This is a genomic window from Algoriphagus machipongonensis, from assembly GCF_000166275.1.
Lineage (GTDB): Bacteria > Bacteroidota > Bacteroidia > Cytophagales > Cyclobacteriaceae > Algoriphagus > Algoriphagus machipongonensis.
The window spans coordinates 2,551,313-2,568,858 of record NZ_CM001023.1 but is presented as its reverse complement, the minus strand read 5'-3'; the positions used below and the strand labels follow the sequence as shown (position 1 = coordinate 2,568,858).

General features: G+C 36.8%; 12 protein-coding genes. 6 read left to right on the top strand and 6 right to left on the bottom strand.

Translation table 11 applies throughout. The annotated features are described in order from the left end of the window. Position 1 precedes the first annotated feature (1 nt). The 4 genes from ALPR1_RS10825 to ALPR1_RS10810 all read right to left on the bottom strand — a co-directional run bounded on the left by ALPR1_RS10825 (position 2) and on the right by ALPR1_RS10810 (position 7,143). Positions 2–2,710 carry a hypothetical protein gene (locus tag ALPR1_RS10825; protein WP_008200655.1) on the bottom strand — a complete coding sequence of 903 codons (2,709 nt, stop codon included), beginning with the start codon at positions 2,708–2,710 and terminating at the stop codon, positions 2–4. A gap of 5 nt (positions 2,711–2,715) precedes the next feature. After that, complete coding sequence (locus ALPR1_RS10820) at positions 2,716–4,467, bottom strand: hypothetical protein (RefSeq protein ID WP_008200654.1); 1,752 nt, start codon at positions 4,465–4,467, stop codon at positions 2,716–2,718. A 468-nt stretch (positions 4,468–4,935) separates the two neighbouring features. Continuing rightward, positions 4,936–5,955: an aldo/keto reductase gene (locus tag ALPR1_RS10815; protein ID WP_008200652.1), complete on the bottom strand. Its 1,020-nt coding sequence runs from the start codon at positions 5,953–5,955 to the stop codon at positions 4,936–4,938. Between the two features lie 99 nt (positions 5,956–6,054). Continuing rightward, positions 6,055–7,143, bottom strand: a complete 1,089-nt coding sequence (locus ALPR1_RS10810; protein WP_008200650.1) for a hypothetical protein — start codon at positions 7,141–7,143, stop codon at positions 6,055–6,057. Positions 7,144–7,455: 312 nt separating this feature from the next. Here ALPR1_RS10810 and ALPR1_RS10805 point away from each other — a divergent pair, with 312 nt between their 5' ends. The 4 genes from ALPR1_RS10805 to ALPR1_RS10790 all read left to right on the top strand — a co-directional run bounded on the left by ALPR1_RS10805 (position 7,456) and on the right by ALPR1_RS10790 (position 11,065). Next, the gene (locus tag ALPR1_RS10805) at positions 7,456–8,676 is read left to right on the top strand and encodes a hypothetical protein (protein WP_040302762.1); all 1,221 of its coding nucleotides are present in this window, start codon (positions 7,456–7,458) and stop codon (positions 8,674–8,676) included. After that, a complete protein-coding gene (locus tag ALPR1_RS10800) occupies positions 8,673–9,257 on the top strand; it encodes a hypothetical protein (protein WP_008200645.1) in 585 nt (194 codons plus the stop codon). Before ALPR1_RS10805 ends, ALPR1_RS10800 begins: the two co-directional genes overlap by 4 nt. Positions 9,258–9,319: 62 nt before the next feature. Next, positions 9,320–10,096 (top strand): hypothetical protein, encoded by a 777-nt coding sequence (locus ALPR1_RS10795; protein ID WP_008200643.1) that lies wholly within the window; start codon positions 9,320–9,322, stop codon positions 10,094–10,096. 90 nt (positions 10,097–10,186) lie between these two features. Next, the gene (locus ALPR1_RS10790) at positions 10,187–11,065 is read left to right on the top strand and encodes an aldose 1-epimerase family protein (protein WP_008200642.1); all 879 of its coding nucleotides are present in this window, start codon (positions 10,187–10,189) and stop codon (positions 11,063–11,065) included. 103 nt (positions 11,066–11,168) lie between these two features. Here the strand turns inward: ALPR1_RS10790 and ALPR1_RS10785 are convergent, their stop codons facing one another. Continuing rightward, positions 11,169–13,592 carry an ABC transporter permease gene (locus ALPR1_RS10785; RefSeq protein WP_083796153.1) on the bottom strand — a complete coding sequence of 808 codons (2,424 nt, stop codon included), beginning with the start codon at positions 13,590–13,592 and terminating at the stop codon, positions 11,169–11,171. Between the two features lie 310 nt (positions 13,593–13,902). On the opposite strand from ALPR1_RS10785, the gene ALPR1_RS10780 reads away from it, so the two are divergent. Then, positions 13,903–15,165 carry a sulfite oxidase gene (locus ALPR1_RS10780; protein WP_008200638.1) on the top strand — a complete coding sequence of 421 codons (1,263 nt, stop codon included), beginning with the start codon at positions 13,903–13,905 and terminating at the stop codon, positions 15,163–15,165. 6 nt (positions 15,166–15,171) lie between these two features. Continuing rightward, positions 15,172–15,690: a hypothetical protein gene (locus ALPR1_RS10775; protein WP_008200637.1), complete on the top strand. Its 519-nt coding sequence runs from the start codon at positions 15,172–15,174 to the stop codon at positions 15,688–15,690. A gap of 6 nt (positions 15,691–15,696) precedes the next feature. On the opposite strand, the gene ALPR1_RS10770 is transcribed toward ALPR1_RS10775, so the two are convergent. Further along, complete coding sequence (locus ALPR1_RS10770; protein ID WP_008200634.1) at positions 15,697–17,355, bottom strand: amidase; 1,659 nt, start codon at positions 17,353–17,355, stop codon at positions 15,697–15,699. Positions 17,356–17,546: the final 191 nt, after the last annotated feature.

The following is a 17,546-nucleotide window of genomic DNA, read 5'->3' as shown; positions in this document are numbered from 1 at the left end:
ATTAGTTTAGATTAAGTTGAAATACTCTTTCCCCAGATTTAACAAATGCCTCTCTGGTTTCATCTGAGGCAAACGGTGCTTTTCCTTCACCGATTTTGTAAAGAATGGTGGTTGGGATAGCCACAAAAAGGCACATAACATCCAGAAAGGACAGTTCCTCCCCTCCTGAAATAGATTTGTATAAATCAGAGATTAATGGAATATGCCATGCTTTGTTAAGCCCTACATAGGCCACATCCAGCAATGCTTCCAAGGAAACCAAAATCACATTCATTAGATTTTTGACTAATGAAAGGCCCATTCCTGCGAGTTTATTTAGCGCAGATTTAAGAAAATCAACAAAGGTCATTTTACCAGTAATCACTTGGTTAAAATCTTCAATTAGCCCCTTAAAAGTGATTACAAAATCATCCCCTATTTCAGAGAAAATATTTCCAAGATCTTTAATTAGATTTTCAAAGACTGATCCAAATTCGGAAGGCATATTATCTTTCATAGACTTACCTTTTCCTCCATCAATAAAATCTTTTTTCGAATTAAGCCAATTGGATCTAGGGTCAGCTTTCGTCTCTTTAGGAGAATCTGCCACATTCGTATTGCCCAGGCCATCAGGAACTTTCACCAGATCTGGATTGAATTTGGCTATCTCTTTATCCAAAGTTTCATTGACAAATTTTCGGATAGACTCAACCTCTCCTTTCAAACTAGCAACCGCATTATTGGTAAATCCTTTCAAAGCATTTTTTGTTGCCAAAATGGAATTCCAATCAAACAGAAAGGCTAAAAACTCAAATAAATCTTTGAAGAATACCTTTATGGATTCAAATACTTTTTGAATAAACCCACCTATTTCGCGAATCGTTTTGACCACCCAATCAAAAACCTTTTCTCCTATCTTGATAATAAAACGCATTCCATCTGCAACTCTCTCCACTACAAACTCAAAGGCCTCTTTTGCCTTATTCCAAATACTATGAAAAAAGTCCCCAAGGGTATGTCCTGCATCTGCCCAAATTCCTGAGGTAGTAAAAGCAGTAGTTGGTAAAGCGGCAAATGATGCTGCTCCTACCCCTGCCACCTGATTAGAACCTGTAACTAAGGCAGAAGCATGTTCCGTTTCCATGTCTTTGGCAGCATTCAGCATTTGAGAAATCCCTTTCTCAGCTCCTTTTATGGTATCAGAATCTACCCCAACTGGAACTAATTTCTTACCATTGGGAAGTTTTGCATTACCTAATCCACCATCAGAAATTTTACTTTCAAGTCTATCCAATACTTTTCCAGTAAGGTTGATCCTTTCTGGAGTACGAAGGAAATCTGCGGTGATAGTGATATTCCCTGAGGCAATATCATTGACGGGACAAATGATCGTTAGCTCTGGAATAATTCCTAAGGGAACTGAAACTTTGTGATCTGGCCCCAGGTGATAACTTTTGCTATTGATGTAAACAAATAGGTTAGAATCTGAACTAAGCCATATCTTTTGGTTCAAAAACGATTTGGTACTTGTATCGGTATTAAATCGGATATGAGCAGAATAGCTTTCAACTTCTTTAAGGCTATCGGTAGCTTCCACGTAGATTTTATGCTGATTCCACATCGTGGTTACCTCGTCTTGCCATAACCTTGTCAACTCACTACCTTGAGAAGTGCTAAGTGAATACAATTGATTTCTAGCTCCTTTTCCTTTAACGCAACTAAATTGATCAGCATGTTCTACCATCAGCAAAGGAGCGGTCCACCTATCTGTGCTAAACTTCTGCTTCCCATGGTCAAAAAAGCGATTGGTTTGATAATGTAACCCTTTCTCATCCAGGGCCCATATTGTCTTTTCTTTACCAAGACCTGCCGAACGGATTTTCTGGATATTGCCATAAATGCCAGGAAGTGTCTGGATATTAAAGTCCTCCCCATCTGTAGCCATAGCAAACTCATGAACTTGCTTTCCTGCAGCATAGACTAGATCATTTCCATCTTCACCTTCTAGTAATGCAAAGCAATTGATTGACTCATTCACCTCGAATCTCCTTTGCTCGACCTTATTGTATACCGGATCTGAAAATGATTGGTACAACATGCTTTTAGTCTGCCCTAATTTGTAAAGAAAAAACACCCCACTGGTAAAGAGAAAATTACCCAACTCAAAAGAAACTATTTCCTTAGCGTTTTCAGGCAAGGTATATTCCTGAGGTTTCAAAGATTCTAAATCTGCCAAGTAATACAATGCATCCTTTCCTGGTTCGGATGTCGCAAATAGTACGTGCTCAGTTCCCAGAGAAACCTTATCTATCTGCTCTTTGTAACTGCCAGCTGTCATTCCCTCCCAGGATATTAATTGATCCAAGTCTTCAAAATTGGTATTTCCAAGTGGGAGTTTTTGGCTGATCCAAACCTGGTTATCTTCAACTTTAGCAATTTGAAATTGCTCTTCTTCATTATTATATTCTAGTTCAAAAGATTTTACCTTATTATTTGACAATGAAAACGTTAACCAACCAGAAGCAGAACCTTCTTTTCTAAGGAGAGCTTTTAATTTATCTTCTTTATCCAAGTAAAAAACCAAGGGTTGTTCTTCCGCAATCATCAGCGTCCGGATTTCTTTGCCCGCCTGAATAGTGGATTCTGGGAAATAATTATTCATCAACTCACTGTAGGAGCTCATTCTTACCTGATCATCTTTACTGATCGTTTGTATTTTTTGATCTTGCATGATTTCTAGGATTGTTTTTCTAAAACTGGAGCATAGGAAATATCATAAGCCACTAATGACTTATCTTCTAACAAGCGTAAATTTTTATAAGCATAGGTTTTACCTAATGGAAGAATCACCTTGTTAGTTTGATTCAACATATCAAGTTGACGAAGCTCTTCAATCTTTTGATTTTGAATATTCACGTTTTCCTTTCCAAGATCTACTGCGATCTGGTTAACTATACCCTGAACAATTTTTAATGGCCAAGCAAAAATGAACATCAATATGTCTAGCAGCGCTGATAAAAATGTGTCACCAATAATACTTGTGTTATTATCAAAAGCAATTATTGGAGCTTCCAAACCATTTTCTAAATCAAACCTTCCTTGTTCCCCATTGATAATAGTGAACTCCATAATACCTGTTTTACCAGGTTTATTGATTTGATTTCCATAGGTGTATTTTCCACTTGTGGAGAGTGTTACATCATAAATGTCCCATTTCCCTATATGGATATGCACGTCAATATTTACTTTAAATTGGTAGGTCACTTTGATTCCCCTGTCAACATTTTCGATCGGCATTCTGACCAAGGTGTAAGTGGTATTGATTTCATCATCAATATGCTTGGTATTACAGTGGGCTTTCATTACAAATAAATCATTGATTTGCTGGAACCCTCCATTTTCTACTTCCACGTCTTTTTGTTCAGAGAAAATACTGGCCACATAGCTGTCAAGGCTAGTGAGATAATCTTTAAAATGTGATTTTTGAATGGCAAACACCCCGTCTGTCGTTGAAGTTGAATCCTTCCCTAACTCAATTAAGCTGGTAGACAAAATCCCAGTATTTTGAGATTTTACTGGATCTTTCCCATGAAGCATCATTAAGAAGTTAAAGCCAGAATATTGACCTGGTACAGGTTTCTTGCTGTTTACTTTCTCACTAAAAGAAGTAGAATATTCCAAGGAAGTAGGTTGAAACATCGCTTCTTGACTATTGATTTTCGGTCTTGTGACCCCATATCCTAATACATAGGGGTGATCTGTTCCCGGAAGGACTTGATTAAAATAGCTTTCAATTGCTATTTGAAGAGGAACAGCATCTTCTATAGAAAACTTGCTTTTACTCTTATCGAAATTCGAGATGTTGGCATTCTCAAAATTTAAAAAGAGGCTTTCAATTCTAAAATCAGATTCTGATAGTCCGGAATTCCGAAGGATTAATTCCATTTCATCATCAGCGTCCATCAACATTTGACTTTTTTTAATTTTTAACCTCCCTATAGGACAAGTAAAAGAATAAACCCAGTCATTAACCTCATAAGTACTGATAGCAGAAGTAACACCCCCTGGCCGATAATAAAGCGTACCAGAAGAAAAGTTAATTTCTAAAGTCACATTTTGAGTATCCTTATTAATAAATTCTATTGTAGGAGGTTTTAGCTTTGCCTGCCAAGCAAAATCAAAATTGAGTCCTTCAGACTTTAATTTGGAAACAAGCTTCCCTACTTCTTCCCAATTATCTGCTTTTTGGGCTTCTGAAATTTGGTTTTGAAGGCTCATCCATTGCTCGATTTTTTTCTTTAGATCATCCTCTTCTCCCTCCAAATGAAAAGGTTTTTCTCCTTTGGGATCAAGAACATTCCCAACCAAAACATTCCATTGATTATGGATGTGCTTTCTCTTGAAAAGTTGTTGAAACTGATAATTAATGGTGCTCTGAGACAAACTCAACACCATATCAAAACCAGCTAGGTTTTGTTTATCCTGCATGCGTATAAATGTTTAGCTCTAAATAGCCAATTGGAAATTTCCGACTCTCTCAAGACCTAGCTAAAAGAACAAACAAAGCGATTTCCTTTAAGAAAAATGGAAACCTGATTTGAGCGCTAAACGATGAAAGAAATCAATAAAAAAAGCCTATTCAGAAAATTAAAAATGATTGAACTATCAATATAATTCATTTTTTCTCTAAAGGAAAATTTTATTTGAGTGATACATCTCAATACTTTGATATTCAAACAAATATAAAATCAAAAAAAGATAGTTTTAATTGATTTCAATTCTACAAAAGTGTCATTACTCTTAGAAAAAATCTCTTTCATCTCAAATTTTTCAATTCTTTTTTTAAAATAAAAAATCATATTTTTTTTTAATCATATAACCGCTTTAGTCTTAGAATCTACACCATAAAAAAAGTGACCTCAATTAAGGTCACTTTACATTTTCTAAAATTCTGTTTTAAATCCTATAAGCTGATTGTCTCTCTACCATCCAGCCAGGATATTGCTTTGGGAGAGGACTAATTTCATCTATTTTAGTTAGGTCATCAGCTGTTAATACCAAATCGGTAGAAGCAATATTATCAGATAATTGATCTAAAGTTTTGGCTCCTATAATTGTGCTGCTTACTCCAGGTTGCTGCCTAACCCAGGCCAGTGCTATTTGAGCTATACTTACATCATATGATTGGGCAATTTCACCCATGATATCTACCAGATCATAAGCTTTTTCTTTATCAATAGGAGGAAAATCAAAATTTGCTCTTCTAGAATCTGCATCCGCTCCAGAACGGGTGAATTTTCCTGTTAAAAAGCCGCCTGCCAAAGGACTCCAAGGAAAAATAGATAAATCATGTTCCTTAGCCATAGGTACCAATTCATGCTCAATATCCCTGCTTACTGCGGAATAATAATATTGCAGTCCGATGAATTTGTGATAGCCTTTAAGCTCGGCGATGGTCTGCGCTTTTGCAACCATCCAAGCAGGCCAGTTACAAATGGCTATGTAACGTACTTTTCCTGATTCTACAATATCATTTAAAGAGCGAACTATTTCCTCCAGAGAGGTTGCAGGATCGACTCCATGAACATATAGAATATCTAAGTATTCCAGTTGCAACCTCTTCAGACTGGCTTCTACAGAGTTAAAAATATGGTATCTGGAAAGTCCTGTGCTATTAGGCTTATCATTCATCCTTGCCAACACTTTGGAAGCAATGACCACTTCATCTCTAGGAATGGATAAATCTTTTAGGCCTTGTCCTAGTAACTGCTCTGATTGACCAAAAGAATAGACATTGGCAGTATCAATGAAATTTATTCCTGCATCAATGACGGCTTTGAGCATTTCATTTACTTCCTTTTGTTGGAGCTTCCCAATATTTTCCCACATCCCAGCATTTTGTCCTCCAAAAGTCATGGTGCCGAAACATAGTTCGGAAACCATCAGGCCTGTTTTTCCAATGTAATTGTACTTCATGAATGTTTAAGTTTTTTGTTAAAAATGGCTACTAATATTCAACAGGGTTAAAGAAAAAACAGTTTCTGAAACAAAGGAAAATGCTTTATGCTTACTACTTCACTTGCTTATTTTTTCTTTAAAGTTTTCATTTGAAGTTTTGAGTTCATGTTCAATCAGGTTTGACCACTTTTTTTGTTGCTCTGGGTTTAAACCATTTTTTGTTTCTTGGTCATATAGTTCCTGTTTTTTAGCCAGCTCCCTCAAAGCATCCAAATAGGCTTCATAAATTTCTGCTGTATAAAATTGGGGGTCCAAAGCTAATTCCAAGAGCTTCTGTTTGAATTTATTGACCTGAATTTTCACCAAGTCAAAATGTAATCGTTCGTGGGCAATCCCATAATCACTTGGCGTTTTAACCCAGGATTGTTTAGGTAACATATAAGTTTTGATGTCAACTGTATGATATAAGTAACCATCCACCATAATTGAACTCTCATCTATAGAAAAGCTTGTGAAAATACTGGCGTTGAAGTCACTCAAGCTAGGAGGAGAATCTTTAAAATCACTCCAAACCAATGGGTTTTCCGGATTATAAAAAACTGTATCAGTTTTATTTTCTCTGATCTCATCTAGAATTTTGAGTTTTACTTTAGAAGCTAATACAGGGTTTCCTTCACTCTGAATCTTCTGCCATGAATCAAAATATTCCAAGGCTTTATGAAAAATGGAATTCACTACAAATTGAACTTGATTACTTCTATTAGCTGACCTTCTATAACTCAAGCTTCCTAAATAATCGGTTAGAGCAATGGGATCAGCCTTACCCAGTAGATAAAATTTCATTTTTAACTCTATATCACCTTCATAAAGTTTTGTCGCACTGTTATATGATTCTGTGAGCACCACCCTGCTTATTTCAATCTTTATCTTTTGCTGAGGTGTATTTCCATTTTTTACCTTTTCCTGAAATAGACTTAAGACTCCATTGGTGCCACCTTTTAATACAGCAGTTCTAGTTTGTCCATTTTGATCATAAATGACTCCCAGTTGAATACCTTCTTCCTGTCCATTATCTATTTGAACATACTCATAATTCCTTTCTAAAAAGTATTCCCCGTTAGATCGTAAAGTAAACTCCTTCTTTTGGGCAATAGAATTGGTGCTAATGAATATGAACCAAAAAAAGAATAAAAAACAGGTTCGCATGAGGTGTTTTGGGTTTGAATTGACAAAATACCAAGATTAAACTATTTCCTTTAAGCCCTTGAAATAACACCCCATTAATTCCACAAAATTTAACTTTATTTCAGAATGTGAAATACTGCTCAAAATGAAGAAAAAATTAAATTATCAACTATCCAGTTGAATCATTCAACACACAAAAATACAATCCTAATTACTTGTATATAAGCTAATTAATAGCTAATATAGATAACATTCAAGGGTTTTTAAGTGATTTTGAAATAGTCCCTAGCCTACTATTTCTTGGTTTTTTATTTTTCTAATTACGCTTGTCCTATGATTCTTACTAATCAAAGATCGTTGATAGTTTTTATGCTTATTTGGAGCTATATATTTTATAGTTTTCAAGTAGCAGCCCAGCGCCCTCCTACTGGTGGTTCTGCACCACCTCCTATCCAAAGTGAAGAAGACAATGGGATTAGCCCAATTGTTTTTATTGTCGGTGGTCTGGCCTTAGGTGCTGCAACTTATGTCTTGGTAAAACCTAAAGGAGTTAAAATCCCTGTTTCACAACATTTACCCAATTACTTACTGGCAAATAATATACTTCCCAACCAGGATGCTTTGGAATTGATGTATGAGTTAAATCCGGAGTTGAAAGATATGCCAGAAATCAGATCGAAGAAGAAATTAACTTTACCCAACTTCCCTATTTTGGATGAAAATATCCCACCAGAAAATCCTGCATTAGCTTCCTCAGAAACTTCTTTGAAATTCAATAATGAAGTTGAGCTATTCAATTCTTCTAAGGAGACTTTCACCCAACTTGAACTTGCTGATAACAGCAACGAATCCATAATCAATATGGAAAAAGTTCAGGCTTTGATAAATCAGGTGGAACAAGAGTTAAATGCTATAGGTAATCCAAATGACCGCAGTTATGCGATGCTTGGGGAGTTTATGAATGATCTTTTATCGGTATTTAACCAGACCATTATTGAAATAAATGAGGAAAAAACTGTGAATACAGCTCAGCTTTCTCTTTTACAGAACATTGTTGACAATCTAGCAGAATTGATAAGTGATTCGGCCCTGCTGAGTTACCAGCATCTTGATAATTCAGTTCTTTCCCAACCTAAATCCCTGGATAAAAAAAGATTTATAGCATCCACCAATCCTCATAATAATCAGTTAGAAAATCCTTTTTCAAAAAGGAAATTTATCGCAGACACCAAAGATTTTGCCTTTGCAGTTTATAAGTATTCTGAAGAAGGCGAACTTATTACGAAAGGACCAGAGATAGAAAATAAATATTTCATCAGCTATGTGGTTCCAGCCCTCAAAGATTTCAGTGATTATTACAAACCTATCTTAAATCCTGCCACTTACGCCATTGCATCCTTACCCCCAGCAGTCATGTATATTGAGGTAAAGGATATTAACGGAAATGTGGTTTCGATCAATAATCCTAAAATTGATTTTAAGTCGGTCTATGAAGACCCGCATGAGCTCAATGAAAACAAGATGATCAAAGTACCATTGTTTATCAAGCCATGATCGTATTGCTGAAATATCGAGCAGCTTTTATAGCGGTATTATTCGGCCTTTTCGGAGGAGCATTATCCAAGCTTTTAGCCATTGATGAAATGGTTTTTTATTACGCTGCTCTGGCCAGTATCATTGGGTTAGTGGTGAATTTGATGGTTTCATTTATGCTTAAAGGAAAATGGAATACTCATGTAAAGTATTCTTTAAAAGCCATTTCCGGGATTCTTTTTGCGGCTTTGATTATCTCTCTTTACTGGCATACCAAGTTTTTTATTTCTGGAACTTTCGCTTTTGAAAACTTCAATAATGATATAAGTTATTATATCAAAGGGAGCCAATACACGCCTATAGCACAAAGGTTTCTAAAAGAGAATCCATTAATCCATTCTGATGAAGACCTGATTCGCGAGGGGTTCGGTTCCCCTGCAGAAAAAGATAAAGTTTGGACACAGGAATCCATTGATGCCAATTGGCTAAAACTATTAACCAGCTATTGCTTGATAGTCATCTTCTTTGTGGCACTTATCTCTTTATTAATAGAGATCTTATTGAGTAAGTATGGTAAATCGACGAAAAAGCTAATGTTCTAAAATCAATCCACTTCAAAGACAACTCTAGTATGAATTAACACAATATTTTTAAATCTAAAATCATGAAAACTAAATCAAATTTCATTAGGCTTATCCTATTTTTTCTGATTGGAAGCTTTTCCTTTTTTGGATGCGTTTTGGATGATGAGCCATCAATAATTGAGGAAGATCCTACTAATGATCTTGGAGATTATGACTTACCTAGTTCAGTTCAAGACCTTTTCACTCCTTCCGTATTAGAAATAACAGGAAGCTTAGAGCCTTTTTTAGATAAAATCATTTCAAGAGGAATGGAGATAAACACAGGAATCAGGCCGCCTGAAATAAATAAAACAATTTCTTCACAAGATGGTCTACCTCTATTTAAAGCTCCATTAGAATTTAGGATTAAAAACGATTGCATTTATGATGAATTGTACCCTTCCTATGCGGACTCTACTTTTGGTGGGTATTTTGACTCATTGATGATTTTAAAACTCGAAGAAGATTATGTTTCATATGTTTCCTACAATTCAGAAACTGATAAGGATATATACCCTTTTTCAAATGGATATGATCAAGGAAGAGGAGTGGGTATTGCCACTGGAGAGGGGTTAAAGTTCTCTGTTTTTTACAAAGTTGATGATGGTAGGTATGGCAATATTTCTTATCAAGCCCTATGGATTATCTCAGGTACTTTTGATTTAAAAGTTCAAAATAGAGAAATGGCCTTAAAAGATGTGACCAAATGCATGGTTCTTTTATCAAAAGGAAATGATCCTCAGAGTGAAATGGCTAATGTAGGAACCATTCGAATTTTTAAAGATGAAAACCCATTAATGATCTTAAATCCTGATTAGATAATTCCTTATCAATAGATTTTTCAAGTCTTTCCCTTGATAAATAGCTGTTGTGATCTCTATCTTTCAGCTTTCTTTCAATGACTTATTATGTTTTTTACAATTGAATCTGAGGAGTTATCTGTCAAAATAAACCTGATTGGACTGGAAATCAATTCCATACGATCCAAAGAAACAGGGCAAGAATATTTATGGCAAGGAGACCCACAATTTTGGAAAGGACAAGCACCAGTACTTTTTCCCATCATCGGAGCTTTGAAAGAGGGAAAAACCAATTTTAAAGGAGAGGAATATGCCCTACCTAAGCATGGGTTTGTAAGAAATTCTAGTCTTGGGAAAATGGTTAAACAGGAATCCGATCTACTGTTGTTTCGCATTGAATCCAATTCAGAAACCCTTAGGATGTATCCATTTGAATTCATATTTGAGATCACATTTCAAGTCAAAGGAAAATCTTTGCACGTAAGGCATCAAGTGTTCAATACCGGAAAAGGGGAAATGTATTATTCTCTCGGCGGACATCCTGCGTTTAACTGCCCCATTTACCCAGAAGAGAAACTAGAAGATTATTCCATTGCATTTCCTGAAATAGAAAATGATCAGACTTGGTTGATTACTAGCGATGGCTTGATTGGAGGACCTGGAGAAACTATGCTGGATAATTCTAATAAAATCTCCCTACATAAACACATTTTTGATCAGGATGCCCTGATTTTAAAAAACCTGAAATCAAGAACGGCAACCTTGAGCCACAAAACAAAAGGCGCACTCCTTGAACTGACTTTTGATGATTTTGATTATCTGGGAATTTGGGCAAAACCTGGAGCCCCTTTTGTATGCCTGGAACCTTGGTTGGGAATAGCTGATTCATCAGAGCATTCCGGAAAATTAAAAGAGAAAGAAGGAATTCGGAGGCTAGAATCAGGCAGCTCCGAATCCAAATCTTACTCTATCAATATTTTACGCTAAACATCAGCTGATTCAAAATAGAATATTGAAAACCAAAGAGGCATAAATTCATTTAATAAGGATGATTTTCAACTTATCTGATAATGGATAGTTTTAATTCATCTTATTCTGATCTTAAAGAATTGACGGGGTTGATTCTGGTCGTCCAAAGAACACGAACAATAACTGTAATCAGAGCCAATACAGCTGCAACCATCCCTGCTCCGGCAAACATCCACCATTGCAAAGAAATTTTGTAAGCAAATCCATCTAACCAGGTATTCATTCCCTGCCAAGCAATGGGAGATGCAATAATTAAAGCAATCCCAACCAATTTCATATAATCCATAGAAAACAACTGAACAATATTCCCGGCAGAAGCTCCTAACACTTTTCTGACTCCTATTTCTTTCACTCTTTGCTCGGTCGCATGTACAACCAATCCAAAAACCCCCAATGCTGCTAAAATCAACATTAAGACACTGAAAAAAGTAAAGAGTTGAGCCTGTGTTTGCTCCTTCTCATATTGTTTGTTGACCAGTTCATCTACCCATTCAAATTTCAATGGCTTTTCTGAATAGATTTCAGACCAAATTGTATTAATTCCCGAAAGCACTTGCCCCTCCTTACCTTCCTGGAGTTTAATTAATACCGAAGCATAATTGAATTCATTGCCTGTCATTATCAAGGTAGGCTTTATGGGTTCTCTCAAAGAAATACTATGAAAATCTTCAATAATCCCTATAGGTATTGCTTCTAGGTTGGATTCAAGTGCTCCCAACTCCTTTACATTTAATAGATCGGCTGTGCTAGCCGTCATTAACACGTTGGACGGAACCTTTTCAGCCGTTTCTTCCGCTTGAGAATCAGAAAAATTTAATTCTTGTTCACCAAAACTTCTTCCTTCTATCAAATTAAACCCAAGCACCTTTGGTAGATCAAGATCTCCAATGATATAGTTAACTTGGATAGATTGGTCAGGATCATCTGGAGCTATTATTTGCTTTGTCATGGAAGCCGCTCCCTTAGTTGGAACCCACCTGCTTAAGCTTACATGTTCTACTCCTGAGATTTGAGCAATCTTTTGTTTTAATGCATCAGCTTTACCATCCGTAGCAAAAGAGGGTAAACTTAACACATGAGATGCATCAAAGCCCAAATCTTTCTTTTCCATATAATTCATCTGCGTCCAAACAGTGACTGTACCAATCAAAACAAGGATTGCAAAAACAAATTGTATTGCTACCAAGCCCTTTCTAATCACCGGCACAGATGTATTCATTCCGATACCAATTCTGTTCTTCAGTGAATTACTCACAGCAAAACCTGAAACCATCCATGCTGGATAAAGACCCGCCAAAACACTCAGCGAAATCACTATAGCAACAAAAATTATGAGTAGCCTCCCATTTTCAAACAAGTTTACTTCTAGATCATGCCCTAGAAACCTCTCCAAATGAACTAGGCTCAATGCATACACCGAACTGGCAAGCAGCCCAGCTATCAGGAAAAACAAAAGACTTTCATTTAAGAATTGTGAAATCAATTGTTTCTTCCCTGCTCCTAAAACTTTTCTTACACCTACTTCCCTGATCCTATTAATGGAGCGTGCAGCACTTAAATTGATAAAGTTAATGCAGGCAATAAGCAATAAAAGAAAGGCTATTCCTGAAAATAAGTAAACATTACTTTGGCTACCTTTTACAGCCTGACTAGCAAATTCAGATTTTAGGTAAATATCCTCAATAGGCTGAAAATCAAAAGTTGGAAGACGTTTTTTCGCTTCTTCAGAAGCATCTGTAGTATAATTACTATACCATGTATTCACTTTTTCTTTGAAAGCCGGCAAGTCAGTTTGGGCTTTCAATAAGATCATTTGCTCTTCATAATAACCCCAGCCTTCACTATTCAATTCTGTAGTAGATGGCGCTGATATCTGAATGCCATCCGCTCGTAAATAGGTATTGGAAGGTATATCTTCAATAACCCCTGTAATTAAAAAAGGCCTAGACTCAGAAAGATATGGAGACACTAAATGAATCACTTTTCCAATAGGAGACTCATTAGGGAAATTGGCTTTACTAAAACCTTGAGATATTACCAAGTTGCCTACTCCGGCAACATAAGTTTCTGGTTTACCTTCCAAAATCGGAAAATCCAACATGTCCCAAACATTGGTATCTGCCTGGATTAAATTCATTTGGATTGCATCGCTACTTCTTTCGTCTAAGCGAAAATTGTAGGTGGCTTTAGTGATCTTACCAGCCGCTTCAACTTCAGGGAAATTTTCTTTTAATCCAGCCCCTAAATTCATGTAAGCTGACTCAGTCTTCCCTTCCATTCCAGCGCTTGTTTCCACAGTCAATATCCGGAAAAGCTGATTTTTATTTTTCCAGAACTTATCATAAGAAACCTCATCTAAAACGACTGTTCCCACAAGCATGCATGAAGCCAACCCAATGGTTAATCCAAAAATATTGATGATTGAATATGTTCGGTCTTTCATCAGGGTTCTCCAGGCAATTTTGATATTATTTCGCCACATCATTTGATTGTTATTTATTCAGGTTGATAGATGGTAGATTTTCGGGTGAAAACATAAAAGTCTCGGCATGCTAAATTCCATTTTCGTGCCATAGAAAAGGTCCTTCCCTGCTTATAAAGGCAGTATTTAAGGATTAATATGAAAAAGCCCGAACAAAATTGTTCACGTTCGGTCAAAGATATATTTTGACATATTTTCAATCTTAAAGTAAACTTTAAAAAACCGCTTACACATTTTTGATTTTCGACTTTATACTTCACTTCGTACTTTTAATTACTTCCATATCTTTAAATAATCACTTTTATTAATTCTTATGTCTAAAAAAGATTTAAAGACTATTGTTTCGAATTCGACGAGTCATGATAGAAGGTCATTTATTCGAAAAAGCCTTCTGGGTACACTTTCAGCAGTTTTGGGAGCAGATATTGTGCATGCTGCGACTATGCCAAAAGGGTATGTTCCAAAAGCCTTAAGCCTACAAAACAGTCCCATGGATGGAAAAAACCCAGAAATGATTGTCAGAAATGAACGCCCTTGGAATGTGGAAGCCCGACCGCATTTATTGGATGATGCGATCACACCTGTCAAAAATATTTTTATCCGAAATAATGGAATCATTCCAGAAAATGTAAATGCTGAAACCTGGACGCTTACTATTTCTGGGGAATCAGTAGTTGAAGAAAAGACATTTACTCTGAAAGAATTAAAAGAGAATTTTAAAGCCTATACGTATCAATTAGTCTTGGAATGTGGTGGAAACGGAAGAGCGGGATATTATCCTCCTGCTTCTGGAAACCAATGGGAAGAAGGTGCAGTTGCCTGTTCAGAATGGACGGGAGTTCGACTTAGAGATGTACTGGATTCGGTGGGAATTAAATCAGATGCCGTTTACATAGGGTATTATGGAGCAGATAAACATCTCAATGGAAAGCCTGACGAAGTGGTCATTTCAAGAGGAGCTCCAATTTCCAAAGCCATGCAGAATGAAACTTTATTGGCTTGGGCTCTTAATGGGGAAGATATACCTTTGGCACATGGCTATCCTTTACGTTTAGTAGCCGGAGGTTGGCCAGCATCTGTTTCTGGAAAATGGATCCATACGCTTGTGGTAAGGAATCAGGTTCATGATGGTCCAAAAATGTTGGGTGACGCCTATAGAGTACCAAAATATCCTGTTGCTCCTGGGACAAAAGTTCCTGACGAGGATATGAAAATCATTGAATCCATGCCTGTAAAATCCTTGATAACTTATCCTAAATCAGGAGCGATGTTTGAAAAGTCAAACAGGCTAGCAGTGAGAGGAAAGGCCTGGGCAGGTGAGCTAGAGGTAACTTCTATGGAAGTATCCATTGACTTTGGCGCTACTTGGATAAAATGCAATTTAAAGAAGCCAAAAAATCGATTGGCTTGGCAGGAATGGAATGTGGAATTAAGTTTCCCTCAGGAAGGGTATTATGAAGTATGGGCCAAGGCAACCGATAGTGAAGGAAATGCTCAACCCATGGTTATTCCGGGTTGGAATCCAAAAGGTTACCTGAATAATGCCTGTCATAGAATCGCCGTGAAAGTAAGCTAATCCAACATGCAAAACGATATAAATAAACCCAATAAAGAAAATCAAGAGATCTCATCTTATACCATTTTCAAGAAAAGGGTATTGGCTATTATTGCTTTGATATTGGTTTTGAGTTTTGGGATTTTACTGATTTTTTGGATTCAATCTAGTCCAGAATCAAGAAAGCAAACCAATATTCGAGAGAAAACGATTCCTCTAGCTGACTCCCTTAAAGTCAATTCAGAAATGGAGGGAAAAGAATTGGACCCTGAAACACAATTGGTTCTTGGAGAAGGATTTGAACTTGTAAAAGGGAACTGTACCAATTGTCATTCCAGCGCCTTAGTTATACAAAACCGTTTTACTAGAGAAGGTTGGAAAGCGAAAATTGAATGGATGCAAGAAACCCAAGGTCTTTGGCCGCTTGGTGAGGGTGAAGATTTAATTCTGGATTATCTTGCTGAACATTATGCTCCAGAAGCTTTTGTGGGACGTCGCGCTCCTCTGAAAGATGTAGAGTGGTATCAATTAGATTCAGAGGATTAATCATAATTATTCCATAAACTTGGGAGGATGTTTTTCATCAAAGTCAGTGGCTTTTTGAAATGCTTTTGCCAAAGCCAAAATACTTCCCTCATCGTATAAATTTCCAATCAATGTAAAGCTGGTTGGCCTCCCCTTTTTATCAAATCCATTGGGAACAGAAACGACCGGATGTCCTGTTAGATTGGTAATTAATAGTTGTCTACTTCTATAACTTGGGGCAATGATCACATCATATTCTTTAAAAAGTTCATATAGTTTCTCAATCAGCTCTCTTCTTACTCTATTTGCCTGCAAATATTCCACCGCAGGAATAAATCGAGCTTGACGAAGTGAGTTTGCCCTAGATCCTCCATGTTGCTCTACCATCAAATCCACTTCACCAGAGCGCACCAATTCATCAAAGAATGCACCGGCCTCTGAGCGCAAAATGATATCAAAAGCTGCATATGGAAAATCTTCCGGCAGCTCAATGGAATCTGGCTCCACTCCCATTTCCTTAAAAACTGATAAAGAGGCTCTTAAGTTATCTCCAGTAATGGTTGTATCCTTGTCCAAATCCTTCTTGAGGTAGGCAACTTTTAACTCTTTTGGGCTATTGCTAAACTGATTGAAAGGAATTTCATTGGTGCTGGGGTCTTTATCGTCTTTCCCATAAATAGCTTGAAAAACGATTTCACAATCCTCAGCATTCCTTGCCAGAGGACCTATTTTATCCATGGACCAGCTCAAACTCATGACTCCATAGCGACTAACTCTTCCATAGGTAGGTCTTAATCCAGTCACCCCATTTCTTGTAGCTGGAGAAGTTATAGAACCCAAAGTCTCTGTTCCGAGAGCAAAGGGAACTAAGCCAGCGGAAGTTGCTGAACCTGATCCTGCAGAGGAACCACTAGCTCCTTGCGTCACATCCCATGGGTTTTTGGTTTTCCCTCCAAACCATACATCCCCTCTTGCCAAAGAACCTGACACCAGTTTAGCAATCAAAACTGCTCCCTGTTCCTCTAGCTTATTTACTACTGTAGCCGTATGATCAATCATTTGGGATTTATAAGGTTCAGCTCCCCAGGTTGTGGGATAACCCTCAACCGCCATTAAATCTTTTACACCATAAGGGATTCCGTGGAGAATCCCTTTATAATTTCCTGCAGCTATTTCCTCATCTGCCTTATTGGCTTGAAACATTGCTAAATCCTCAGTCAAAGTAATGACCGATTCTAACTCACCATCAAATCTCTTAATTCTATCAATAAACAAGCGAGTCAATTCAGCTGAGGTAACCTTTTTGTTTTTGATTAAAGAAGCAAGTTGTGGGATGGTATAGAAAGCAATTTCTTCAAAGTCCTCAGGAACCTCAATACCTGATGGAATAGAAAATTCTGGATCCTTTCCTTTTTCTGGAAATTGAAACCCACCAGGATGGGGATCAAATGTAATGGCAGGAAAGGTTTCATTGGAAATAGAATATGCACGCAAACTGTCATACCCAGACTTATTTCTCCCCAGATATCCATACATGGTTTCTATGGCAGGCTTTTCAAATTCAAGTCCGATTAACTTCTGACTTTTTTCTACATCTTTTTTTGTAAAACCTTGTTCGTTGGATTTGCAGGCTATAAACAAAGTAAAGCATGAAAAAAGTAAGGTGATAGGGTAAATTTTTCTCATTGAATTCAAGTCAAGGTGGCAAATGCTGTGATTAAGGTTTAAAAAACTGAAATCTAATCATCTAAAATAATGTAATCCTTTTCAATGCAACAATTACAAAAGCCGAAAGAATAATATTCTGTTCTGAATTTGATGAATGGTCAATTACAGAACATTTGAATAAGGTTATTCTTCTAGATTTCCATTTACTT